Raw genomic sequence first — 25,998 nt, 5'->3', positions numbered from 1 at the left:
CTGCCCCTACTTTCTTTGACTCCGCTGGGATTATGATTTTCCCTTCTTCGATCGCTTGCCAGTTCCACCGGAAGCCGCTTTGGACGAGGTTTCCGAATCAGATGACTCTGGCATCGCTGCCGCATCGGAGTTAGCTGCTGCCGTATCAACGGGGGTAGCGTCCACTTCAATGGCATCGACCGTCACTTCTGTGGGTTGAGCCTCGATCGCATCACCTTCTTCAGCATCCGTAGCTTCTAAGTCCACCCCATCACCAGGCTCGAGCGGGTTTGATGCAGCGTCAACATCCGTCAGGGCTGTCTCCAGTGCAGCTTCTGCTTCTGGCTTCAACGTTCCCTCTGGAACCAACTCCACCGTTCCATGTTCTTCCAACCAGCCCAGAATTTTGTCCTTCAGCAAGTCTTCTTCCACTACTTGCCGCAGCCGCTCGACGTCAATATCTTGTCCAGAGTATTCTCCCAAAATTTCGTTGACCTTCGCCTCTAGTTCCTCTGGCGCTACCTGAATCGACTCTTGTTTTGCCACCTCACCCAACGCCATGGTGCGCTGAAGCCGGGTAATCGCTTCGGGACGGGCCTGTTGCCGCAATGCAGATATGACATCATTAGTAAAGGCTTTCTTGATATCTAGCCCTTGTTCGCTGAGGCGCATTGCCGTCTGTGTGATTGAAAAATCCACCTCGCGCTTCACCAGAGTTTCAGGAAGCTCGACCTCTAGGTGCTTCACTAGTTCAGTCAGTAATGCTTCCTGCTTATTGGCTTTAGTTTTCTCCTCAGCTTCTTCGCGATAGCGCTTTTCCAGTGATTCTCGCAACTCGGCTAGGGTTTCAAATTCGCTGATCTCCTGCGCAAAGTCATCATCCAGATCGGGAAGCTCCCGTTCCTTTAGTTCCTTTAGCGTCACTGTAAAGACAGCGGGCTGACCGGCCAACTCTGGCTGGGGATATTCAGACGGAAACGTTGCCGAAATTTCCTTGGTTTCCCCTGGGTTCATGCCCACAATGCCATCGATAAAGCCAGGAATAAAGCGTCCTTCGGCCAATTCCACTTCAAAATCCTGCGCGCTGCCGCCAGGAATTTCAGCGGGTTCTTCTCCCTCTGGAGCTTCGGTCATGCGTCCGGAAAAATCAACAGTAGCAATATCACCCATCTGAGCCGATCGCCCTTCCACCGGAACTAGCGTAGCCGATCGCTTGCGATAGTCTTCCAGTACCGAATCTACCCGCTCAGGGTCGTATTTCACTTCCTCAGCCTGCACTTGCAACCCGGTATATTGCTTGAGCGTAGCTTGTGGGGGGACATCAATCGCCGCGGAGAAAGTAATTGCTTCACCCGGAGCAAATTGGTTGATTAAATCATCAAAGGACGATCGCAATTCAAACTGCCCGATCGTCTCTAGATTTTCCTGCTCAACGGCTTTCTTTAGCGTATCTTGAATCAAATCCTCGAGGGCGGCAGCTTTGATGCGGGTCGAGCCAAACCGCTGAATTAACACCTGACGGGGAACTTTGCCTTTGCGGAACCCAGGAATATTGGCATACCGAGTAAACTCCTGTAGAGTTTTTTCATAGGCTTGCCTGGACATCTCAGGCGTCACTTCAATTTCTAGTCCGATTTGGCTTGCGGGTAACTTTTCCTGGGTAACTTTCATCGCATCTCTTGTCTCGTAACGGTTAAACGTGCTTTGCTCGCAGATGTCACAAGGGTCCTGACAGCATTGACCCTCTTAACTTTGTCGCAATTAGCTATGGTAACTGATCCTGACTGAATCTTGGGGAAGGATCAGCAAATCTGAAGAAGTCCGCTATGATTGGTTCATTGCTGCTATTGAGTTTTAACAGATGGTCAGTGAAGTAAATGGTAACCCCGCTAGAGAAGCGAGGTTATGTGCCGACAACAAGACGGCAACAAGACGGCAGCAAGGCAATGCTGACCTCTGACCAAGCTAGCTTAATTTTTAACATTGTGTTATTCAATATGCAGTTATAAACCTTTGATTTATTAATTGTGAATTTATTAATTGTTCTACCCACAATGTTCTACCTATGATTGACCTATGCTTCTTAGTTGCTGAGTTTGGTTAACGAGCCTAGTGCCATCATTAAAAAAGATTGAAAACGAACACGGATAGCAACCCAACTTTATGGAATGAGTGATAAAGGATGAAGCTACGTTTCCGACTTGACTGAAACCCTAGTTCAATGATGTAGGTTCAAAGAAGGATAGATAATCCCCATCGCTTGCAGCAACAAAAATTAAGTACTAATTCATCAAATTCACCAATCTTAATAAATCTTATTTGGAGGAAATTCGCTTGCCTCAGTCCTATCGAGTCGCCATTTTAGGCGCAACGGGTGCCGTTGGAACCGAACTATTAACTCTGTTAGCGGAACGATCGTTTCCGTTGTCTGGTCTTAAGCTACTGGCTTCCGCCAAATCGGCTGGGCAGCGGTTGCCGTTCCAAGATGAAGCGTTGCCGATCGAGGCCGTTCACGATCAAGCATTCGATGATGTAGATATCGTCCTCGCCTCAGCGGGTGGTTCGGTGTCGAAAGCCTGGGCGACTAAGATTGTGGAGGCAGGGGCGGTCATGATTGACAACTCCAGCGCCTTTCGCATGGACCCTACCGTACCCCTAGTCGTTCCAGAGGTGAACCCTGAAGCGGCAGCGGCCCACCAGGGAATTATTGCCAATCCGAACTGCACAACCATTTTAATGAATGTGGCGGTGTATCCCCTGCATCAGGTTCAGCCTGTTCGTCGCATTGTCGCTGCTAGTTATCAGTCGTCCAGTGGGGCGGGGGCACGGGCTATGGAAGAGTTGAAAAATCAGGCACAGGCAATACTGAATGGGCAAGCTCCACGGCCTGAGATTTTTCCACACCCGATCGCCTTTAACGTTTTCCCTCACAATTCTGCGCTGAATGATCTGGGCTATTGCGAGGAAGAGATGAAGATGGTCAATGAGACTCGCAAAATTTTTGGGGTTCCTGATCTGCGAATTACGGCAACCTGTGTACGGGTTCCCGTCCTACGGGCCCATTCAGAAGCCGTTAACCTAGATTTTGATGCGCCGTTTGACGTTGAGCAAGCAAGGGAGATTCTCGGTCAAGCTCCTGGTGTCAAACTTGTGGAAGACTGGAAGACCAATCATTTTCCTATGCCAATTGAAGCGAGTGGGCAGGACGCGGTCTTGGTTGGGCGAATTCGTCAAGATATTTCAAACCCTACTGGGTTGGAACTGTGGTTGAGTGGCGATCAAATTCGTAAGGGTGCAGCGCTTAATGCTGTGCAGATTGCAGAATTACTCGTTCAGCAAAATTTGATTCGTTCTGCGAAGCAACCTGTTAGTGTGCAGGCGTAGGCAGAGAGGAGAGTTTAAGGAAACGGGTGATGCGTTGAACAATGCTCTAGCTAGCATCTGCCAATTTTATAGACAGCGCTAGACACTGAGATATCTAGGCTTTCCGCTCTCCGTCTCTCACCCCATCATAGTGAGGAGTTAGTTGAGTTGTGACTGATTTTGGACGTGTTCTGACTGCCATGGTTACGCCGTTTCAAACAGACGGACGGGTCAATTATGAGGTGGCAGAAGCTTTGGCTGATCATTTAGCAGCGCACGGTACCGATACACTGGTTGTCTGCGGTACTACAGGGGAATCGCCCACCCTAAGCTGGGACGAAGAGTACGAACTGTTTCGTGTGGTGCAGCGAGCCGTGGCAGGTAAAGCAAAAGTCATTGCTGGGACAGGTTCTAATTCAACCCAGGAGGCGATCGCAGCAACCCAAAAAGCCGATAAACTAGGATTAGATGGAACGCTACAAGTCGTTCCGTATTACAATAAACCTCCCCAAGCAGGCTTGTATCGGCACTTCCAAGCCGTTGCAGCCGCTAGTTCAGACTTGCCCTTAATGCTCTATAACATTCCAGGGCGAACTGGGCAAAATCTGCTACCTGAAACGATCGCTCGTTTAGCTGAAATTCCCAATATTGTTGCCGTCAAGGAGGCCAGTGGTAATTTGGATCAAGTTAGCCAGATTCGACGGTTAACACCAGCCGAATTTACGATCTACTCTGGCGATGATTCTCTAACGCTGCCCATGCTGGCAGTGGGAGCAAAAGGGGTCGTAAGTGTAGCCAGTCATCTGGTTGGAGATCGATTACAGCAGATGATTCAAGCCTTTGAGCAAGGACAGCCCCAGCTTGCGGCAAAGATTCATATCGCCTTATTTCCACTATTCAAAGCCCTATTCATTACCACCAACCCTATTCCTGTGAAAGCAGCTCTACGGTTGCAAGGCTGGCAGGTTGGAGCCACTCGCTTGCCGCTAATAGACGAGGATTCTGGATACGATCGCACGTTGCAAGCGGCGATGTCTGAATTGGGACTGATAGAAGCCCCATGAAGTCCCAACGGTTTGTTTGCGTCGCCCCAGTCAGCTTTAAGTGAGTGTTTAGCTTTATAGATTTTCTGACAACTAAATAAGCCGGGTTTAAGGCGGATTGAGTGACTTCCCTCAGACGCACCCAAGTCTTAACTGGTCTTGAACTCGATTGAATGGACTGAATTTTTCATTTTCAACCACTATTTCAGATCTTTAATCTTTTCTTCACGGAAAAACATCAACACAAAGGATACACATGAGTCAAAACGCTTCCTCAAATTCATTGAAGATTATTCCTCTCGGTGGGCTTCATGAAATTGGAAAAAATACCTGCGTCTTTGAATACAACGACGAAATTGTGCTGCTTGATGCGGGACTGGCCTTCCCAACCGATGGAATGCACGGTATCCAAGTTGTTTTACCCGACACGAGCTACCTGCGTGAAAATCGCCACAAAATCAAGGGTATGATTGTCACCCACGGTCATGAAGACCATATTGGCGGGATTCCCTTTCATCTTAAGCAGTTTGATATTCCAGTGATCTATGGCCCGCGTCTAGCCATGTCGCTGTTGCAAGACAAGTTGGAAGAGGCCGGTGTGGGCGATCGAACTGAACTGAGAACCGTTGGCCCTCGCGATATGGTGCGGGTTGGGTCGTCGTTTTTAGTGGAATATATTCGCAATACCCATTCAATGGCTGATAGCTTTTCAGTGGCGATTCATACGCCTGTGGGGGTAGTGATCCATACGGGAGACTTTAAGGTCGATCACACCCCTGTGGATGGTGAGCGCTTTGATTTGCAGCGATTAGCCGAACACGGCGAGAAAGGAGTGTTGTGCTTAATTAGTGACTCAACCAATGCAGAAGTGCCTGGTTTTACACCATCAGAACGATCGGTCTTTCCAAATCTCGATCGCGCGATTGCCCAAGCACCAGGGCGAGTTTTTGTTACGACCTTTGCCTCATCGGTGCATCGAGTCAATATGATTTTGGAATTAGCCAAGAAGCACAAGCGTGTGGTTTCGGTGTTGGGACGATCGATGTTGAATGTGATTGCCCATGCTCGCAATCTGGGCTACATCAAATGCGATGATGATCTATTCGTGCCGCTCAACATGGTTAATAAGTTGCCCGATGAGCAAGTGTTAATTCTCTCAACAGGTTCTCAGGGGGAACCGATGGCTGCCATGTCACGCATTGCCCGCCAAGAACACCGGCAAGTCAAAATCCGTGAGGGCGATACGGTGATCTTTTCAGCCAACCCCATTCCAGGTAACACCATCGCCGTAGTGAATACGATCGACAAGCTCATGATGCAGGGCGCCAAGGTGATCTATGGCCGCGATAAGGGCATTCACGTATCCGGACATGGCTCCCAGGAAGATCAAAAGCTGATGCTGGCCCTGACCAAACCCAAATTCTTTCTCCCTGTTCATGGCGAGCATCGCATGTTAGTGAAACATGCCGAGACAGCCCAGAGTATGGGGGTTCCGGCTGAAAATATGGTGGTGATTAATAACGGGGATGTGGTTGAGCTAACCCGTGATTCAATTCGGGTTGTTGATAAAGTCCCTTCTGGAATTGAATTAGTAGATGCGGCTCATTCGGGAGTTGTAAATGAACGGGTATTGAAAGAACGGCAACATTTGGCAGAGGAGGGAGTTGTCACTATAGCAGCGACTTTGGGCTGGAGCGGTGAATTAATATCGAAGCCCCAGGTACATCTGCGGGGTGTTGCAACCAATATTGATCGGGCAAAATTAGAGGCGACGATCGCCCAAACGATTGAACTGGTAGTCAGTAGTCGTTGGGCAGAACTCACCCAAGCGCTTGATAACCTGAGTGAGTTGAATTGGCCGAGGCTGCAATCGGATATTGAAATGGAACTGCGGCGACTGCTGCGGCGGGAATTGCAAAACAATCCATCCCTAGTGTTCTTGTTGCAAACCCCCATAGAACCGCCTGTTGCTAGTGGTCGGCGACGATCGACTGCCAAAGTTGCCTCCTAACGGCTTCCTAGAGTAACCTATTTTGATGAATCAAAGAGCGGGAGAATCCCGCTCTTTTTGGTAAGCAGTACGGAGAGTTGTCTATCGAGGCAAGCGGTGACGCTGACGCCAGCAGTACCCCACGCGGTTAATCGCTTGAGACAATCTACTGATTCGGCGGATAGTGCTCAATAAATAAAGATTCTCCTACTCAGAAAACGACGGAGGGTTGCCATGCTAGGGAATGAATCGATCGAGCTGCCCATTATCAACGTTGCCCCGTTTGTTCAAGGGGATGCGGCAAGCAAACGCCAAGTTGCCCAGGAAATTTATCAGGCTTGTCATCAGGTGGGGTTTCTTTATTTGACCCATCATGGCATTGACCCGGGAGTGATCGATCGGACCTTTGAGCAATCGCGGGCGTTTTTTGCCTTACCCGTTGCTACTAAGCAGAAAATTGCCTGGTCGAATGAAGTTAGCAATCGCGGCTATGTGGGCATGGAGCGCGAACACCTCGACCAAACAAAACCGGGGGACTTGAAAGAAGCCTTTAACGTGGGCAAGGAACGGGCTGAAGCCGAAGTGGAATCTGTCAATCCGCCACTGGTGGTTAACCGTTGGCCAGCGGATCTTCCTTTGTTTAAAAACACAATTTGCCATTTTTTTGACGAGTGCGCAGTGGTAGTCAATCGCCTCTTTCAAGCTTTTGCGATCGCCCTTAACATGCCAGAGTTCTACATTGTCGAGAAGCATCACACTCAGGACTTTACCTTGCGGCTGTTGCATTATCCTCCGCTTGCGGCTGTGCCCAAGCCTGGACAGATTCGAGCGGGTGCTCATTCCGATTACGGTTCATTGACATTGCTGTTTCAAGATGACGTAGGCGGCTTAGAAGTGCAAACTGCCAGTGGAGACTGGGTTCCGGCTCCAGCCATACCCGGTGCCATTCTCGTTAATACTGGAGATTTGATGCAGCGCTGGAGCAATGATGTGTTCTGCTCTACCAAACATCGGGTAGCTTTGCCCCAAGGTGAGGCAGCAAGACGCGATCGCTATTCGATTGCTTTCTTTTGCCAACCGGATGCCGAGGCGGAAATTGTTTGCTTTCCAAGTTGTCTAAGCGCAGACAACCCACCCCGCTATGCCCCCATTACCTCTGGTGAGTATTTGCTCAGCCGCTTGCAGGCAACTTATTAGGAACAATTAGTTAGGAACAATTAGTTAGGAACAATTAGGAACACTCCAAAAATGTTGGTTCGATCTCCCACCATTTTTGAGGGAAGGGTTGTCGGCCAGTGTTCGTTCCACAATGAATTTCTCCACCACCTCGAAAATAGGGTTCCCAATCATCGATAAAGTGACAGAATAAGCCCAAAGGTTCTAAAACCCCTCTAACATACGCTTCAAATTGGCATTGACCATTTACTTCAGGTCCAAAGGGCTTGGGAATCGCAAGATGTTGCTTGAGAACGAGCATATTAACCATGTTCGGGAAGAAGGTTTCTGCTCGTCCGTTTTCATCCCGTTGAAACAAGCTGGGCAAATCGATGATATCTTCTTCGTCCAACCCTAATTCCTGTTTCAATACCTCACGGTTCCAATCGATATGCTCTTGACAGCGCTGATTATGATGAGCTAAATCTTCATTGTCAAGCACCTCTGCTACACTGATGTCGGCAGGTTGGTTGTAAAGCTGCTTTCCCTGCCGCAAGATTGCCCGATCGTGACCTTCGTGGCGCAACCTTCTCAGCAAGTCATAACACTTGGCAGGACTAGTAAGAACGAGTTTAAATCCGTGAGGATTTGGTGCAGGGACAAAGCTCATAAATTCATCAATGTGACCTACACTGAGCCAATCAGAGAAGATTTCAATAGGAGCCTGAATTTTTTGAGCAAAGAAGAAATCTCGCAAGACTTTCAACTTGCGACGCGGATTTGCGATAATTTCTGGACGGGTTCCACCAAAGATTAGGCGACCAAACGGATAATGAATGCCTTTGACTGTCACTGGTGGAGAAACTTCTAAATTGCCGAAGGAATCTAATTTCGTAGCCGAATGACGACTTTTGCGAATTACATACCCAAAATCACTGCCGATCAGTTGCCGTTTCGTGAGGTGATCTAATCCACGATCGCGGGGCGAATCTAGAACAACGTGAATATACTTTCCTGGGGCTTGAGTGTATCCAATTTCAATTTCGTCTCGCATCCAAGGATCATCGTGGTGATACTCATAGGGCACTGGATCAAGTTGTGCATCTGCTTTGCTGACGACTTTTCTTAAATCCTCAATGAATGCTTCGTTCTTTCCCTTCGATAGTCGAGACACAAATACAGTAATAGGAGACAAGGTGTTTGGAGTCATCATCCATGGAGCGACTCGAAACACGACGCGATCGCTATGAATGGTTTCTCCACTTTTTACCAGATCTAACGAGATTTCAACTAACCCGTTGAAATCCACATCCGGATAACTTAATCCCTTCACGGCTAGGAGAATATCTCGATCGGTTTCTCTAATTTTTGCTCTTGCTCGCCTTGGCCCGATTAGCTCATAGCCTGCTCTTTCTAACTCGCTATAAATACAAATTCGTTTAGCGGTTTCGTGACTAACAGATAAGTAAATTTCGTAGTCAGAAGGTAGGTGTTTGAAACCAACCCTCCGAATAATCATAAAACTAGCATCTTTAAGGTCCAAAAGCCCGTTCATGCGTCCGTCATACTGGCTGTCAGAATGAACATGATCACGATCGGTCGTGACCATCAAGATCGCGCCGTGTCCATTCGCGCCCCAGTGCCACTCTCCTTTGCCAGGATGATTGTCATCAACGATTCCATCGCGATCGGCATCTACATCTAAACAAAGCCGAAGGCAAGTTAGTTTCAGTTGAACTTGGCACAAGGGATGATTCGCATGATCTTGAAACGTGATTTCCAAACAACGATCGTTTGGCCGATCGCTAAAAGTTCTAGCTAGAAGCTTAATTCTGGGGAATTCCTGAACAGAAATCAAGCTTTGCGGGTCAATCAGGTGATTTGCTTCTGAATAAACCTCGATTTCTCCCCATACCTTCAGACGAACCCTTGCCTCCTTTTTGGGAGCCAAATCAGCTAAAGAGATTAGCAGTGGCTGACCAACAACTAAAATATCGTCATAGCTTCCATTGACTGCTTGAGGAGAGGCAAGCTTTTCCGAGGGTTCCAGAAATAAACTTCTCATAGAATTTAATTATGAGTTCAGAGCACCCGTCTTAGAATCTCACACTTATTCTCGTAAGTACATCTTCCTTAATTGAAAAAACAGGATGTGACTTTACTCAATCTTGCCCGATCGCATCACGGCTAGCTAACCAGGCGTGATTGTCCGTGATCGCTATAGTTGACCATCGGGAAATGCCTGAACCCGGCCATCTGGACTCAGCACCAACCGGACTTGCAGTTGTGGAATGTCCTGTAAGGGCGTTACGAACGGATCGCCCATCAGGGGCATACTAGTGCGATCGACAAACCGCTCAGAGGCCTCTCCCAACGGAATAATGCGTTGAATGGTGCCATCTGTATTCAACACCAGTCGATATTCCAGTGTCTGCGTTAGCTCAGTGGGAGGTTCCCAAGTGCGCGAAAAGTACTCTCTCACTTCTGCAATTTGAGGGACGCTATCGAAGGCCGTACTGCGGTTTGTCGCAATTTGCGGATTGGCACTCGTTCCAGTTTGAGTTACATCCGTGATGGTAGTTGGTTCGACTGAACGGGCCTCGCCTGTGGCGATCGGTGACACGGCTGCCGAAGATAGAGCTTCGGGGGGAATATCTACAAACGGAGAGGTGGGTGAATCGCTAGACAGATCACCCGTTGGTGAAGGCACAACCACTACCTGACTAGGATCTGAAGAGGCAGCTACTGGAACTTCTACGGTGGGTGGAGAGGACTCTACTCCACTAGCAGGAGGAGGGGCAGTAGTTACACCCGTCGGAGGTAAACCAACGGTTGCTTCCGATGGCACGGGTTCCGGTTGAATGGCACCCACAGGTGGTTTGGGAGGAAACAACGGATCAAGTTTTAGATCAGACGAGGCAATGCCGGGGGAAGGAAGCGTCCTGAGAGTCGAATCAGGGGCCGATCGCTGGGCAGTGCTAATATCGACCTCACGATCACCACTCTCAGCAACCACTTGAGATCCTGGAGCCGCTATATCTAGAACAAACTTAGTGACGGCTCCGGTTGCTCCAAGCGCTAGTACCACCACGGCGGCTACTCTTGCCCAACCTGCGGGCGATCGCAACCATGCTGGACGCCCCAGAGACGGTAACGTTAAGGACTCGGTGCGGTACTCGTCGAGGGCATTCGCTAGGTCAAATAGCTGGAGGGTCGATAAACGAACCATCCCCTGTCCTTCGTGTCGAGCCAGAGAACCCAAGCACAAATCATGGGTAAGCCTGCCTTTAGGTTTGAGGTAAATTCCCGCTGTTGCCGCGCTGGTGGGTGGCGAAGGCAATTTTGCTGTCTCGAATTCAGTCGCAGCCATCGTGCTGCTTTCCTGTCGCGAAGCTTGCGCTAACAGTATGTTAAATGGGCTAGACGCTTGATTCAACAACGACTGAACGTAGGTTTCTACTGCTTCGCACAGCGCTTCTAACTGCTGTCGATTGCCTGTAACAATAGTTTGTTGATCGAGGGGCAGCTTTGGATCATCAAAACTGAGTTGGAACCGCAGGTTTTTAAGAACCGTGCGATCCGTCCAACGAGACAATACTGAACCCGTCGCAGCAATTTCCAGCGTACAGGTTGGAGGCGTATATCGACGTAGAACGGATGTAGCCATGAGCAAAAGTAACCAGGTTAAGGATCAAGGGGGAATCTAAGCGAGCATGGAAGATAGGAACGAGGATTCAGCAATAGAGCTTGGAAGGTCGCCATTCGATGTTAAAGAAGACAGAGGCGTAAGACAATCAACCATCACAAGGAACCAGGCTAGAAACCAGCTTTTTTTGAATACTTTTACAGAACGAGATTTACCTTAAAAACAAATCATCGCGAATTCTTGGACCGGATGGGACGGACGAGATCGAAACAGATCTACCGCGAATCCCTAATTTCTAATTCCTAACTCCAAACTAACTTCGCATGGATCGATCGAGCAGCGCTAACCACAAACGACGAGATCCGTTAGAAGCGCTATAAAACAGTAAATCAATCAGCAGTTTTAGGGCTAAGTGGGTCAATTGCTCTGGAGATACGCTTTCGCCATCTTCCATGCGCTCCTGATAGGTATTGCTGAAGGTGTCGAGGAAATCTCCCAGGAGGGCTGCTTGATGCGGCTCTCGATTCTGCTCAGTTAATTGCTCCAGCAAAGCAACCGCCCGACGAATCAGCTCCTGATGCTGCCTAGCCAAGTGACAAATAATTAACACCAGCGCTCGTGCTTCTTCCACGTCTAAGCGTTTTCGTCCTTGCCCCCGCCGTAACGGACTCGATTGGCGCAGCCGCCACAGCGAAACTCGATCGGCCACAATGTTGGTCAAATTGAGGGCTGCGGCTGCCTGAAGGATCGCATCGGAACCAACATTCGCCAAGGCTTCCAGGGCAAGAAGAACCAAGTCCAACTGAGCTTTGATGTTATCAAGCTGAGTCGAATCAAGTTGACTGGCAAGGGTCAACTCTTCCCAGGCAGGCTTTGGTGGATCTGGCTTAATGGTGGAAGGCATAGTTTCAGGATAGGAAATTCAGCGGACTTTGGTGGAGCAGTTACAAGTCTTGAAACAAGACGAGCAGGTTTTTGGTCAAGTTTCCCTGATTGAGAGCAGTGATCAGAGCAACCCTAACCCCTGATCGAATCCCTATCAGTTCACCGAAACTGCCTTGCCGTCCTACTGTTCGGAGACTTTGACATCTGTATTTATCTAATTCATCAATAAAACTTATAGAACAAGGCAACATAGAACAGCAATCTGGCGGCAATTACGGATGGCGACTCGATTTGGAGCATGACCTGTAGTATTTTGAAAAAAAGTATTGGATTGCGTAGGATGATACACCACCTGAGCCAGATATTAAATCGGAAAACTTCTTTTCGATCGCTACTAATTCCCATTGTCGGGTTCATACTAACCTTACAACTCTGGTTGCTGGGCACTACTTCAGCCAACGCTACTGGAATCTATAACATGCCCGCCTTGAATGCAGGAGATTCAACCTGGGTGATTGATCAGGCCGATATCTTAAGCAGATTGACCGAGAATGAAATTAACGCAGAATTAGCCAACCTCGCTCAAACTACGGGACGTGAAGTGCGGCTTGTCACCATTCACCGCTTAGATTACGGTGAGACTGTTCAAAGCTTCACCGACAAATTGTTCGATCGCTGGTTTTCTACCCCTGATGCTCAAGCAAACCAAGTCTTGCTAGTCCTAGATAATGTAACGAACAGCGCCGCTATTCACATTGGTAATGCAGTGCAAGACAGGTTGTCGCCAGAAACGGCTGAAAGTGTCGCTCAAGAAACGGTGATGGTACCACTACGTAACGGCAATAAGTATAACCAAGCTTTTCTAGACGCGAGCGATCGATTGGTGGCGGTATTATCTGGACAACCCGATCCTGGCCCGCCCGTGGTTGAGGTAGATATTCAAACCGAGGGGACCTTTGCCAAAGCCGAGGAAACGAATGATAGAAGCGCCACAATTGTAGTCGTTGTGTTGCTTGCCATTGCAACCATTGTGCCGATGGCCACCTACTTTTTGTATCAAGCTTTCCAGTCTTAAATCATCTGCCTAGAGACCGCCTCAAGTTTACCCAGGGTTGCTGCCGCTCGCTCTGCACTTGATCTTCAAAGGTGCTAGGACTATCTCCCTAGGACGCTCTCCTATGACTCTGATGGAGCAAGTTTAGCCATGCCGCCGCAGGAGATAGAGCCATCGCCACGTCTCTTGCCAGTTGCTATCGCTCACCGCCTATGGAACTAACGGTCGAGCCAAACACTCTCAATAGCTTGTACGTTTGAGAAGATTTCAAAATGTTGCAATCTATTGCAATAGATTTTTTCAATCAACCGAAATGAAATATATCTAATCGAACCCTTAAAAGATCCCTATCATTTCTCGCATTTATTCTGGGTTGAGCTAGACCATTTAGCGCCTATAATGTTACCCATAGTTTGTTCTTTCTAAGATTCCTCATTACTCAATAACCAAATTTTATAGAGGGCGTTATAGTCGTTTACGATTCTGGGGAATTGATGTAGGTGATTGATGTAGTCTAGGGTGGTAGCTTCAATAGATACCATACTTGTTGCAGTGATCGCTGTTTCCCAAGATTTAGGCGGTTCAGTTGTGAGGTCGTAAGCTTCCTGTAGGTCTACAGATTGGATGATGGATGCAGTGGTTACGGATGCGATGTAAGTAGGAGGACGTGATGGCTGATCAAGAGAAAGTGTCGAATAATGGTGAAGCGACCAAGGTGGCTTCGACTCAATCCCCGAAGTCCGAAAACGGTAAGTCTGATAATGGCAGCAAGAAGTCTACCGAATCGGGATTGTCTCTGGCAAATGCTAATCAAGCAAAAGCCAGTATTGAGGTCAGCAGCTATGCAGTAGCTGGGTTGCGTCCTATTGCTTCTAGTAATTTAGAGGTTTTTGGCACAATTTTGAATAATCGCCCGATTCTGGCCAGCCCCTTAGAAGTTGTCAGCTATGCTGGCAATCGTCCGATTTTTGCCAGTGAAATTACTGTCCGCAGCGACTTTGCTGGTCGTCCGATTGTGGTGAGTGATCCAACGCTGCTGCAAGCAAGCTTGCTTCCGGGTGGTCGTCCAATCGCTTCAAACGAAATTGACGATAGCGAAACGTTGATGGGCTTTATTGACTAGCCCCGCCATAGCTCTAAACGAGGTCTAAACGCAAACTGATCCCTCTGCTGCTTTACAGGTAGAGGGATTTGCGTACAGGCGTTCTTCCCAAATTTGTCGCGCCCCCTCCCCAAACTGCCGATTCGATCGCTAGCATAACGTCATCAATGCTATTGAAGTGGATCATCGGGATCATATGGCTGTGCAGAAGGATACTCTCTTTGAACGATTTCTAGCGCCTCTTTTCAGTCAATTTCTTATGGATCGAGATGCCTTACTGCAATATCGCCACAGTAAGGACTGGGAACAAGAAGCCGATCGGTTTCGATTGCCCAATTTTACCTATCCTGCCTACTATCAAACCCAAGCCTTCCACGGCATCACGCAAGGCTATCTGAACCCTGATGCGGCTGTTACTTATGATCCGGTGACAAAATATGTGCTGCCTCCTAACGAAGAATGGGTACGCCAAGGACTAATTGATCGAATTCGCTGCCGCCCCAGGCGCATTCTTGATTTGGGCTGTGGTACAGGTTCGATGACGCTGCGGCTGAAACAAGCTTTTCCGAACGCTGAAGTGGTGGGATTGGATTTATCGCCCTATATGCTGGTGGTTGCCGACGAAAAGGCAACGCAAGCAAAACTGGATATTCAGTTTCAGCAGGGCAACGCTGAACAGACAGGCTTTCCTGATGCCAGCTTTGATTTAGTCACGGCCTCGTTACTTTTCCACGAAACCCCGCCTGCGGTTTCTTGCCGAATTTTGCAAGAATGTTTTCGGTTATTGAGCGTGGGTGGGGAGGTGTTGATTCTGGATGGCAATCAGTCAACCCTGCGCTGGGCTGATTGGCTTACCGAGATCTTTGAAGAGCCATACATCAAAGACTATGCGGCAGGTAGTGTGGATGCTTGGATGGGAGCGGCAGGTTTTGAGAGTATTCGCACTGAAGACGTTTTTTGGACGAATCAAGTCACCCGTGGCATGAAACCCTTACCGCGATCGTTTGTAATGGTTGAGCCAGAAGCGAGCACGATAGCAGAACAGTGGGCAATGGGGTAAAAGATAAAGATAAAGGATAAGAGAGCACTGTGCTCTCTTCTTTTACCCTTTACCCTTCTAAGGCTCTGCTGTTTCTGACTCAGCAGGAACGGGTTGCACCACACAGTCTTGGGTTTGGCAGTTGTTGATGTAAAGCTGTTCGATATAAGGCTGTTGCCAGCTTAAGGGAATTTCCAACAGATCTCGAGTTCCAGTGAAGCCTTGTCCCAAAAACAGAAGGAACGCAATGCTGTTGAGCACAATGTGAACAGTCCGCCAACGGTTCGATCGATCTTGGTAGATATCTGGAAACATCGCCAGCGAAAACACCATCAGTAGAGCAGCAGTCATGCCGTAGTAGTAGTGTGACACGTACCATTCAAACCCGCGCCGAAACACTTCGGGTTGGCAGCCTAAAATTACAAGCCCCATCCCAGTCAAAGTGGCGAACACCCCTCGCCATAGTTTGGGTTTGGCTCGATTCAGCAAGACCAGCGAAGCGATCGTCAACCCAAATAGCAGCACCACAAACCAAGCACGGGTTGGTTCTTGAGACCAAACGTCATTGCTAGCCATCTTGGTGAAAATGGGATGAGCTAAGCCAATCAGCGTCAATAGCACAACAGCATTACTAAACCAACGCCCAATTCTTAAATGCTCTGGTCCGACAGTCGGGGGGATTTTGCTTTTACCGGTTGCTTTAGCCTGCAACCGGCGTTGACGGGTTTGCCAAGCAAAGTAAGCCACAATTCCCAGTAATGGAAAAATTAGGGCAACGGCGATCGTAGGATGAATTAACCCAGTAATATCTGTAGCACTCATGTAAATCTCTCCGGGGTCTTTGATCGTAATAAAGTTACGGATTTCGCATTACCACCTCTGAATAGAGGAACCGACTACACCACGTTGTTACTGTTGTTGCCTAAATCGAGTTCACTAGATTCGTAGCCTGAGCATGGTGCGATAACGGAAACTGTTGTACTCAACATCTGACTTTCATGACCTAACACTCACGTTTATAAACTCATCCATCACGACCTTATTAAGGCTGCTCCATTAATGATTGATTTAGGCATTACATTGTAAATTCGATCGAACGTCAAAGTTGGATGTTGCACTCATTAGCTTGATTGAAGGTTGAGGAATAAAAGCAAGAAAACAACTAGAGGAGGGAAGCCAATGACTTGTGGATAAATAGAGCATTAATTGCCGAATCGCTGATTTATGTTTCAGTGATTTAAACCCATTACACTCACAGCTTCTGTTGACACACTAGAGTTGAATACGACTGTTAAAGCTAACCCAACAGATATCGCCGAACCATCCTGCCTCAATATCATAGTCAGCGATGGGAACAACGATCGTAGCGTTGCTCACGCTCTATTCGTCGAAATTGGTAAACAAAATAACAGAAGATTTCTGATTAAATACCATAAATCCTTGAGTGAGAAATAGAATGAGTTTTTCCTAAACGCAGGTGTTAATAATTCTTAAAATCTTCGCATTGGTAAATTTAATCCGTACTTAAATTAGATTCTTATTTTGAATCTAGTCTGCCTAAATACTAGACATTAACAAAGCCAAAATGGTTGGTCGCTTTTAAAAGGCAGACATCTATAAGTTAGGTTGGCTATCCTTTATGTCAGATAGCAATAAGCTGGTGATAACCACTTGGTGGTGATAGAGGTCAAGTATCAATCTAGGCATGAATCCAGATATCCAATCTGCAATCCGTAAACATCAGGTACGCTGTGAGGCATGAGATGACCACAACTTCTCCTTTAGAGACCCAAGGTGTGAAGGCGTCCAAGCGCCCCCTGTTTCGACCACAAGTTGCAACCGTGGTTTTGCTAGGAGTTGTGTTGCTGGCAGGGGCGATCGTTGCTGCCTGGTTCACCGGACAAGGAACCATCAGTCGCATCTTTAATCAACTGAATCAACTACAGTCCAACCCACCGCTGTGGTTAGAAGTGCCTTTGGTAGCTGGGGCCTACTTACTAGTACCAACGGTGATGTTGTTTGTAATTGTGTTGGTGGTGATGAAGGTGTCGCCCCAACCGCGTGCTTGGTCGCGTTTTGTTGTTGTGGGAATTCTGCTAGCGCTGACTCTGCGCTATTTTTTGTGGCGATCGCTCTCAACTTTAAACCTCAATACCCCGATAAACGGACTGTTCAGTTTGGGGCTGTTTTTCATGGAATTGTTGATGCTGACAAGTACAAGCATCCAACTGTTCTTGATGTTGCGGGTGCGCGATCGCCGTCGCGAGGCCGACTGGTTGGCAATGGATGTCGTCGAAAAGCGCTTCACGCCTACGGTGGATGTCATGATCCCCACCTACAATGAACCCGCATTCATTTTGCGTCGTACCATTATCGGTTGTCAGGCGATCGACTATCCTTTCAAAACCATTTATTTGCTGGACGACACCCGCCGTCCGGAAATTGAAGCGCTAGCAGCAGAGTTAGGCTGCGAATATCGTACTCGACCGGATAATCGCTTTGCTAAAGCGGGAAATTTGAATCATGCCATTGCTCAAACCGATGGTGAATTGATTGTGGTGTTTGATGCGGACTTTGTGCCCACGCGAAACTTCCTAACCCGAACGATCGGCTTTTTTCAAGATCCACAAGTCGCGTTGGTGCAAACGCCACAAACTTTCTACAACGCCGACCCGATCGCCCGCAATTTGGGTCTCGAAAACATCCTTACTCCTGAAGAAGAAGTGTTCTATCGGCAAATTCAACCGATTCGCGATGGCGCAGGCAGTGTGATTTGCTCTGGGACTTCCTTTGTCGTGCGGCGTAGCGCCCTGGAAGCAACGGGTGGGTTTGTCACCGATTCCCTCAGCGAAGACTACTTCACCGGAATTCGCCTGACGGCTCAAGGCTATCGGTTGATTTACCTCGATGAGAAGCTTAGCGCCGGACTGGCTGCCGAAAACATAGCGGCTCATGCGTTACAGCGATTGCGCTGGGCCCGAGGCACGCTCCAAGCATTTTTCATTAAAGCAAATCCGCTGACCATTCCAGGGCTGAATTTTCTGCAACGCTTGGCCCACTTAGAAGGATTACTGCACTGGTTTACTAGCCTTTCGCGGGTTGGCTTTTTGCTGATGCCGTTGGCCTATTCGTTCTTGGGGGTGATTCCCCTACGAGCCACCGCCGCCGAGTTACTGTATTTCTTCTTGCCCTATTATCTAGTACAGCTTGCGGTTTTCTCTTGGCTCAACTATCGATCGCGATCGGCTTTACTCTCTGATATCTATTCGTTGGTGTTGGCCTTTCCCCTCGCGTTGACCGTGATTCAAGTCATGCTCAATCCTTTCTCGAGGGGCTTTAAGGTGACACCCAAAGGAACCGCCAGCGATCGGTTTTCCTTCAACTGGAATTTGGCTTGGCCCCTGTTAGCACTGTTTGTCGCAACGGCGGTGAGCCTCTGGGTGAACGTGGGCAACTGTATGATTAAAGGCGCTTGGGCAGAAACGGTTCCTCCAGATATCGCCGTACAGATCAAAGGAATTGGATTGGGCTGGATCTGGAGCGCCTACAACTTGATTATGATTGGCATCGCGCTGTTGATTTTGCTGGATGTGCCCCGTCCTAGCCCCTACGAGTGGTTTAATTTGCAGCGAACCGTAAAACTAACGGTACTGGACACGAGTGAACATACTTTCTATGGCATCACTACCATGATGTCGGAAGTCGGGGCAGAACTTGCCTTAACGCAGGCAGGGTTCCCGCGCTTAGCTCCTGAAGAGACCTTACCCGTTTGCCTAGAAATACAAGAAAATGGCTTGCATTTGCAAGGAGAAGTCGTTCGCAGCGGGTTTGATGGAGAATTTCCCACGGTGCGGATTATGTTTGAACCTATGAATTTATTGCAGCAGCGACAACTAACAGAAATGCTATTCTGTCGTCCGGGGCAGTGGAAAAGTCGCTGCACGCCTAATGAATTTCAATCTCTCTGGCTCCTATTTCGCATCTTGCTTAGGCCACGTGTGTTGTTCGATCGCCACATTGATGTCAGTGCGGTATCTGTAGCACAGGTCTAACAGGTCTGGTCAGGAAATTGCATAGTATCCCTCGAGAGGAGCAAGAGGCGGTTGATTCTGGCAGAGCCGCGAGCAGAAGCGTGCTAACAAGCAGAGTCCAGAGCCGTGACTCCTCTCTCTAGTTCGTCAACCGCTCTAAATAGCGCTCGATTAACAAAATCGCCACAATATCATCGATCGGGCGGGGGGGGGTACGAATGCCTTGGGGCAATAGGCGCACTAATCCTCGTGGCGGAAACATTTGCCAATAGCGATCGCGAGCTTCCAGGGAACTATAGCGTTCATCGACCAAAATAATTCGCAGCGGATCGCTCAGTTCTGTATCGAGTTTTTGCTTCCATTCTTTGGCGCTAGTTTGATTCCCCATCACCAGCAAAGAAATGGGAAAAGTTTGCCGCAGGGTTTGAATAGTGGCAATGGCGTCTTGTGCCGGAATCACCTGATGGTAGTATAGGCCGCGATCGAGTCCCATGATTGCCAACCCACACTTTTGGCGTCCCGGATCGAATCCTAGAATGACGGGTTGGTCAGGTGAATTGGAAAGGGAGTTAAGGGAAGACATTTGCATGGGGTCATTTCGTCTTGGAGACTTAGCCTAGACTTTAGACAATCGATGGTAGGTTGTCTAGATATTTGCCACTTGTTGCGCTTGATACTGACATCCCCCCTTGACGCGCAGTTTATAATTAGCTCGTCTTTTGCAAAAATTAACGTAAGTTAGGGTTGGTTTACTAAAAGCTTTACACGATGTTATATACCAAAGGTTCCTCGGTTGTTGCACTGGCTTTACTGTTTGCTTTTGCGGTTGCCCCCCGGCCAACAGCGGCGTTCTTCGGAGCTAACCCTATTCTGGCGCAGTCGGCATCACCCACGTTTCCCCTGCCTGATACGGTGACAGAGGGGACCACGATTCGTATTGATGGCTCCAATAGTATGGCAGCCGTCAACCAATCTGTGCAGCAGCGCTTTGAAGAGCAATACGCTGGGACAACGGTTGAAGTTGACTACAATGGCTCTACGGCTGCTCTGCGATCGCTATTAGATGGCACAGTTGACTTGGTGGCGATTGGGCGACCGCTGACCGACGCAGAAAAAGCCCAAGGCCTGACAGAAGTTTCAGTGGGACGCAGCAAAATTGCCATCATTGTTGGCGAAGGTAATTCCTTTGATGGCGATCTAACCTTTGAGCAATTTGCCCAAATCTTTCGAGGGGAAATCACGGATTGGTCAGAAGTGGGCGGAGAACCAGGGCCAATTCGCCTAATTGACCATCCCGAAGACAGCGACACGCGCCAAGCTTTTCCCCGCTATCCGGTGTTTCAAAATGCACCGTTTGCAACGGGAGATACAGCCGTGCAACTCACCGAGGATTCTGCGGATGCAATCGTGAGTGAATTGGGAACTGATGGTATTAGCTATGTGGCTGCCAACCAGGTGATCGATCGCCCAGGGGTGCGAATTATCCCCATGCACCAAACCTTGCCCACCGATCCCCGCTATCCCTATTCCCAACCTCTCATCTACGTTTACCGAGGAGAACCTAGTCCTGCCGTTGCCGCGTTTCTGGGATTTCTAACCAACGCGAGCGGACTGGATGCCGTTGCCGCCGCTGGAGCCGGGACAATCGCGCTATTGAGTCCAACTATACCGACGACCGCTCCCCCTGCCGCCGCCATAGACACCGATGTTCCCACTGTTCCCAGTGAGGATGCCCCGGTGGTAGTCTCCCCCAGTCCAGATGCTCCTGTAGCTGTCCCCCCCGCAGATACTACCGCAACTCCAGACCCGGTTTCCCCAGTCGATTCCCCTGCGGCAACAGGTGCAACTCCTACCACTACCGATCGCCAGTCCAATCCTTGGTGGTGGCTGCTGCTCCCGCTACTGGGCATTCCGTTGCTGTGGTGGTGGCTACGTGGTCGTCGAGGTACGGCTGTAGAAGAACCACCGCCATCGGTTCCCTCAACCGATGCAACATTGCCTGCGGAACCCACGCTGGCTGAGCGCACAGGGACAGTCATTTCCGCCGATCGCACAGCGATTCAAGAACCCATCCCTCCATCTGTTCCAACGCCGTCCACAGCCGTTCCTCCAGTCGATGCCACTATTTCCCCGGCAATTAGCGATGCAGCCGTGGCGGGTGGAATGTTGGTGGGTGGAGCAGCGTTGGCAGGCATGGCCGGCCGCCGTCGCCCCAATCGCATTATTCTGACTCCGCGCACAACCAGCCAAGCTTACGCCTACTGGGAAACATCGGAAGAAAATCAGGCACTTTTGCGCCCACAGGGAGATAGCCGCTACTTACTGCGGATTTTAGATGTCACTGATATTGATTTAGAACAACATCCGCCCCACAGCATTCAAGAGTTTGCCTGTGCCGACACCGATACCGATCGACACATTGCCAATTTGCAGAGCGAGCGGGATTACCTAGCTGAGATTGGCTACCTCACTGATGCTAATCAGTGGCATTTACTGGCTCGATCGGCCCCGATTCGGATGCCTCGCATCAGTTCGCTACCAGAACCAATCCCAACCGAGCCTTCACCTGAACCTCTCTCAGCAGATCTAGGTGCTGCCCCATCATCCGAAACGCCGATTGATCCAGGTTTGGTAACTGGAAGTGCATTGCCAGGCATAGCGCTTACCCGTGATACCTTACCCCAACCGGCGCTGTCTCACTCCCCGAACTACATCACCCTGCGTTTGCAAGGACCACAGCAAGCCCATGTCACTTGGGATGTTCCGAGTGAAAATCAGGAAATTGCTCGGCAACAAGGCGGCCTCTATTACACGCTCAGGGTTTGCGATGTGACAGGGCTTGATCCAGATCGGCAAACGCCCCACAGTTTACAACAGTTCTCTTGCCGCGAAACCGATACCGATCGCCTTGTTCCACTACCTCACGTCGATCGAGACTACATTGCTGAAATTGGCTATTTCACAGAAACCGACGCATGGTTGCTGCTGGCTCGGTCTGCGCCTGTTCGGGTGGTATCCTCCGCTCCAGACCCAATTGATTTAGCGGATGGTCACCAAGAAGCGGTAGAGGCCGTCAAATTCGATGTGGGGCAATCGGACTTGCACGGCGAGGCATTGGCAGATGTAGATACCACCTTACCTGACCTGCCCAACGGTTATGGCGAAAGTCAAATTTTCTTGCTGCCTCGTGATCCCAACTGGGCTTACACCTATTGGGATGTCCCCAATACCCATAAAGAAGCTATTCGGCAGCAGGGTGGCACCCGGTTAGCCTTGCGGCTTTACGATGTTACTGGTATTGATCTCGACGAACAGCGTCCTCATGGAGTACAGCAGTATGACTGTGAGGAATTGGCGCGAGACTGGTATATTCCGGTTCCAGTCAGCGATCGGGATTACATTGTTGAAATTGGTTATCTTGCTACCGATGGCCAATGGCTTATGATGGCGCGATCGAATCCAACGCGCATCCCACCTGTTTATCCGGCGGACTGGTTAGATGAACAATTCATCACCGTCAATTGGGAAGACGAGTTGCAAGGACAAACCCTATTAGAACTATCTTTTCCAGCTCAACCAACCTCTTCCCGTAACCCCGTCTACGATCGAATTTTCAACTTGGTAAAAGCGGCTGAAGAGCAGCGCATTACCGGATCGCTGTTTGGTTCAATGCAGCAGGTACCCGAGCGAGCTATCAGTTCCTACTCGGTATCTGGACTGTCATCGATGACAGAATCTGGCGTTGGCATGATGTCCGGTGCGGGTGTCATGGGTATGTCTGGCATTAGTGTTGTAAGCATGTCTGGTATTGGTGTCACAGGCATGTCGGGTATTGGTATGAGTGAGATATCGGGTGCTGCCATCAGTACCCTCTCTGGCATCGGAATGTCTGGGGCCGGACTAGTTGGAGTTCCTGGTGTAACCCTCTCTGGCATCGGAATGTCTGGGGTGGGCATGATATCCCTACCTACCATGTCTGGCATTGGACTGTCAGAGGTGGGTATGGGTTTAACTGCATCGGGAATGGGTCTGTCTGGTATAGGGATGATGTCTGGTATCAGCATGTACAGCATGTCCGGTGTTACTGGCATGTCGGGTGTGGGACTGTCAAACCTCTCTGGAGTGGGACTGTACAGTATTCCTACCCTGTCTGGTATCGGCATGTCGGGTGTCGGCATGATGAGCTTGTCTACTCTGTCGGGAATAGGACTCACGATGTCAGGCATCGGTATGTCCGGAGTGGGACTGTACAGTATTCCTACCTTGTCTGGTATCGGTATGTCGGGTGTTGGTCCGTACAGTATCCCCACGATGTCTGGCGTGGGGATGTCCGGCGTAGGGATGGGCTTGACAATGTCCGGTGTCGGCATGTCGGGCATTGGGTTTAGCGCCTCGATGCCGCCGATGCGTCCGCGCAAGTTTTGGTTGGTGGCCAATGCAGAATTAATTGTGCACGGTGCAACCGAACCGGATGCCACAGTTATGATCGGCGATCGTGAAATTAAACTTAGCCCGGACGGAACCTTCCGCTTCCAAGTAGCGTTTCCCGATGGCGATATTAATTACCCGATTTTAGCGATTGCCGCCGATGGCGAACAAAGGCGATCGGTCCGGATGGACTTCAATCGAGAAACTCCGACCCGCAACACTAACACCAAAGATGAAGCAATCGAAGAGTGGAGATAGAGGAGTCAGGATAGGGGCGTTGCCAATCGGATGAATCTCGTCAAGTGGTTTCGCGAAACGCCCTGCTCGCTATAAATTATTTAGCCCACCTCTATTTAGCCCACCTCGGCGTAAAACGATCGCCAATCCAGCAAAAACGATCAGCATCACTACCAGCGCAAAAGCGGCTCCCAGCGGCCAATTGTACGAAACGCCAAACTGCGAGGAAATCACGTTTCCTAACATGATGCCACTGGGACTGCCAACCAAGCTGGGTGTAATGAAATCACCCATTGTTAAAGCAAAGACACTGATTGAACCAGCGAGCACTCCCGGCATAATTAGCGGTAAGGTGACACGGCGAAAAGTGGTCAGTGGAGCCGCATTCAGATCAGCAGAGGCCTCTAATAGGGTTCGGGGCAAGCGCTCGAAGGCTGTTATTACGGGCAAAATCATGAACGGAAGCCACACATGCACAAACGTTAGCATGGTAGAGAATTGATTATATAAAAACACCGAACTAGGCTGTTGCAAAATACCGAGTGATATCAAGGCTGTGTTCAACACCCCGTTGTAGCCCAGGATAATTTTCCAGGCAAACACCCGCACTAAATAGCTAGACCATAGTGGCAGAATGACAAGCAGCGTTAACAGACTGCGATAGCGCCCTGCATAGTACCCAATAAAGTAGCCGAGGGGAATAGCAAGCAAGGCATCGATCGCCGTCACGCCCAGTGCGGTCAGTACCGTGCGAAGGATGATTGTACGATAGGCGGTGTTCGTCACAATAGTGCGAAAATTGACCAAGCTGAACTCTTTGACAATATCAAACGCCTCTAGCCGCCAAACGCTGTAGGAGATGAGCAGGGCGAGCGGCACAAAGTACAGTAGCGTCATCCACAGCAGCGGTGGTAACAATGTGGCATACAGACCTGTTTGAGAACGAGTGCGACGTTGGAGCGGTGGAGTGATAACAGTCATATTAGAGTTTCCAGTGACGATGGGACATTGGGTTGGGCGCGCAGCGCAAATATCCAAATATCAGGGTTCTGGAAGCAAGGGGTGAAGCTTATGACTTCACCAATGGCGCAAGGGCGAAGGCTGGGTGAATCGCTCACAGCATTTCCAACGATGTCGGTTGAGTGGGTGGCGGAAAAGCTACATCTAGGGCAGCTAGCTCATCGGCAGAAAGCTGCAAATCTAGGGCGGCTCGATTTTGTTCAACGTGGGTCAACGTACTCGCCTTAGGGATGACAACAACACCATTCTGTTGCAAGAGCCAAGCAATCGCCACTTGTGCCGGAGTCACCCCTCGATCTTGCGCGATCGCTTGCAGCGATCGGTTGTTCAGCAATCGCCCTTGCTCAATTGGAGAATAAGCCATCACTGGCATCTGCCGCTGCCGACACCATGGCAACACGTCCCACTCAATTCCCCGCCGCATTAGATTATAGAGGACTTGATTCGTAGCGATCGCATCACCTCCAGCGAGATGATTAGCTGTCTCTAAATCTGTGACATCGAAGTTACTGACACCATAGTCACGAATCTTGCCTGTCTGTTTAAGCGTTTGAAAGGCTGCCAGTGTGTCTGCAAGTGGGATAGCTCCACGCCAATGCAGTAAATATAAGTCTAGATAGTCAGTTTTTAAGCGTTTGAGACTACGTTCACAAGCGGCGATCGCCCCTTGGCGGGAAGCATTGTGCGGATACACCTTACTAACCAGAAATACGGAGGAGCGACGATTCGCGATGGCTTCAGCAACTATAGTTTCCGCCCCACCTTCTCCATACATTTCAGCGGTATCGATCAAGGTCATACCTAATTCCAACCCATATCGCAACGCCATCACTTCAGCGTGTCTTTGGTTGGAATTTTCGCCCATACGCCATGTACCTAATCCAAGTACAGGTATCGAGTGCCCAGATGGTAAATCAAGCGTTCTCATATGCTTTTTAAGATTAGCGAGATCTCGATTAATTGCAATCCAACCGTAACAAATTCAAGAATTTTGGAACTGAAAATTTTGAAATCAAAAACAGCATT

15 protein-coding genes and 3 pseudogenes are annotated in these 25,998 nt (G+C 49.3%); 10 read left to right on the top strand and 8 right to left on the bottom strand.

Translation table 11 applies throughout. The features are described from left to right. Window positions 1–258: 258 nt before the first annotated feature. Window positions 259–1,650, bottom strand: a pseudogene (gene tig / locus OXH18_RS19395) (trigger factor); the annotation flags it as partial. 663 nt (window positions 1,651–2,313) lie between these two features. Here tig and OXH18_RS19390 point away from each other — a divergent pair. The 4 genes from OXH18_RS19390 to OXH18_RS19375 all read left to right on the top strand — a co-directional run bounded on the left by OXH18_RS19390 (window position 2,314) and on the right by OXH18_RS19375 (window position 7,572). Continuing rightward, window positions 2,314–3,363, top strand: a complete 1,050-nt coding sequence (locus OXH18_RS19390) for an aspartate-semialdehyde dehydrogenase (RefSeq protein WP_268609110.1) — start codon at window positions 2,314–2,316, stop codon at window positions 3,361–3,363. 149 nt (window positions 3,364–3,512) lie between these two features. After that, the gene (gene dapA, locus OXH18_RS19385; RefSeq protein ID WP_268609108.1) at window positions 3,513–4,406 is read left to right on the top strand and encodes a 4-hydroxy-tetrahydrodipicolinate synthase; all 894 of its coding nucleotides are present in this window, start codon (window positions 3,513–3,515) and stop codon (window positions 4,404–4,406) included. Between the two features lie 235 nt (window positions 4,407–4,641). Continuing rightward, window positions 4,642–6,396 carry a ribonuclease J gene (locus OXH18_RS19380; RefSeq protein ID WP_268609106.1) on the top strand — a complete coding sequence of 585 codons (1,755 nt, stop codon included), beginning with the start codon at window positions 4,642–4,644 and terminating at the stop codon, window positions 6,394–6,396. Window positions 6,397–6,609: 213 nt separating this feature from the next. After that, window positions 6,610–7,572: an isopenicillin N synthase family dioxygenase gene (locus tag OXH18_RS19375; RefSeq protein ID WP_268609104.1), complete on the top strand. Its 963-nt coding sequence runs from the start codon at window positions 6,610–6,612 to the stop codon at window positions 7,570–7,572. 34 nt (window positions 7,573–7,606) lie between these two features. Here the strand turns inward: OXH18_RS19375 and OXH18_RS19370 are convergent, their stop codons facing one another. From OXH18_RS19370 to OXH18_RS19360, 3 genes are all read right to left on the bottom strand, one after another. Beyond that, complete coding sequence (locus OXH18_RS19370; RefSeq protein ID WP_268609102.1) at window positions 7,607–9,595, bottom strand: protein-arginine deiminase family protein; 1,989 nt, start codon at window positions 9,593–9,595, stop codon at window positions 7,607–7,609. A 153-nt stretch (window positions 9,596–9,748) separates the two neighbouring features. Further along, the gene (locus OXH18_RS19365) at window positions 9,749–11,197 is read right to left on the bottom strand and encodes a DUF4335 domain-containing protein (RefSeq protein WP_268609100.1); all 1,449 of its coding nucleotides are present in this window, start codon (window positions 11,195–11,197) and stop codon (window positions 9,749–9,751) included. 292 nt (window positions 11,198–11,489) lie between these two features. After that, window positions 11,490–12,080, bottom strand: coding sequence for a DUF3038 domain-containing protein (locus OXH18_RS19360; protein WP_268609089.1), 591 nt, complete (start codon window positions 12,078–12,080; stop codon window positions 11,490–11,492). Between the two features lie 459 nt (window positions 12,081–12,539). Here OXH18_RS19360 and psb32 point away from each other — a divergent pair, with 459 nt between their 5' ends. The 3 genes from psb32 (at window position 12,540) to OXH18_RS19345 (ending at window position 15,277) form a co-directional block, all read left to right on the top strand. Further along, the gene (gene psb32 / locus OXH18_RS19355; protein ID WP_268609087.1) at window positions 12,540–13,136 is read left to right on the top strand and encodes a photosystem II repair protein Psb32; all 597 of its coding nucleotides are present in this window, start codon (window positions 12,540–12,542) and stop codon (window positions 13,134–13,136) included. 649 nt (window positions 13,137–13,785) lie between these two features. Continuing rightward, window positions 13,786–14,238: a hypothetical protein gene (locus OXH18_RS19350; protein ID WP_268609085.1), complete on the top strand. Its 453-nt coding sequence runs from the start codon at window positions 13,786–13,788 to the stop codon at window positions 14,236–14,238. A gap of 175 nt (window positions 14,239–14,413) precedes the next feature. Then, window positions 14,414–15,277 carry a class I SAM-dependent methyltransferase gene (locus tag OXH18_RS19345; protein WP_315874607.1) on the top strand — a complete coding sequence of 288 codons (864 nt, stop codon included), beginning with the start codon at window positions 14,414–14,416 and terminating at the stop codon, window positions 15,275–15,277. A gap of 57 nt (window positions 15,278–15,334) precedes the next feature. Here the strand turns inward: OXH18_RS19345 and OXH18_RS19340 are convergent, their stop codons facing one another. Beyond that, window positions 15,335–16,078, bottom strand: a complete 744-nt coding sequence (locus OXH18_RS19340; protein ID WP_268609081.1) for a DUF4079 domain-containing protein — start codon at window positions 16,076–16,078, stop codon at window positions 15,335–15,337. Between the two features lie 941 nt (window positions 16,079–17,019). On the opposite strand from OXH18_RS19340, the gene OXH18_RS19335 reads away from it, so the two are divergent. Next, a complete protein-coding gene (locus OXH18_RS19335; RefSeq protein WP_268609079.1) occupies window positions 17,020–19,308 on the top strand; it encodes a glycosyltransferase in 2,289 nt (762 codons plus the stop codon). Between the two features lie 118 nt (window positions 19,309–19,426). On the opposite strand, the gene OXH18_RS19330 is transcribed toward OXH18_RS19335, so the two are convergent. After that, on the bottom strand, window positions 19,427–19,870 hold the full coding sequence (locus tag OXH18_RS19330; protein ID WP_268609077.1) for a pre-16S rRNA-processing nuclease YqgF: 444 nt from the start codon (window positions 19,868–19,870) through the stop codon (window positions 19,427–19,429). A 185-nt stretch (window positions 19,871–20,055) separates the two neighbouring features. Between OXH18_RS19330 and OXH18_RS19325 the strand changes: the two are divergent. Both OXH18_RS19325 and OXH18_RS25625 read left to right on the top strand, forming a co-directional pair. Then, window positions 20,056–22,731, top strand: a pseudogene (locus tag OXH18_RS19325) (DUF4912 domain-containing protein); the annotation flags it as partial. A gap of 837 nt (window positions 22,732–23,568) precedes the next feature. Beyond that, window positions 23,569–23,973: pseudogene (locus tag OXH18_RS25625) on the top strand (DUF4912 domain-containing protein); the annotation flags it as partial. A 69-nt stretch (window positions 23,974–24,042) separates the two neighbouring features. Here the strand turns inward: OXH18_RS25625 and OXH18_RS19315 are convergent. Both OXH18_RS19315 and OXH18_RS19310 read right to left on the bottom strand, forming a co-directional pair. After that, a complete protein-coding gene (locus OXH18_RS19315) occupies window positions 24,043–24,933 on the bottom strand; it encodes an ABC transporter permease (protein WP_268609075.1) in 891 nt (296 codons plus the stop codon). Window positions 24,934–25,066: 133 nt separating this feature from the next. Next, window positions 25,067–25,900 carry an aldo/keto reductase gene (locus tag OXH18_RS19310; RefSeq protein ID WP_315874606.1) on the bottom strand — a complete coding sequence of 278 codons (834 nt, stop codon included), beginning with the start codon at window positions 25,898–25,900 and terminating at the stop codon, window positions 25,067–25,069. Between the last annotated feature and the right edge of the window lie 98 nt (window positions 25,901–25,998).

It is taken from the genome of Thermocoleostomius sinensis A174, from assembly GCF_026802175.1.
Classification (GTDB): Bacteria; Cyanobacteriota; Cyanobacteriia; order Elainellales; family Elainellaceae; genus Thermocoleostomius; species Thermocoleostomius sinensis.
This window is presented reverse-complemented; position numbering and strand designations above follow the sequence as displayed.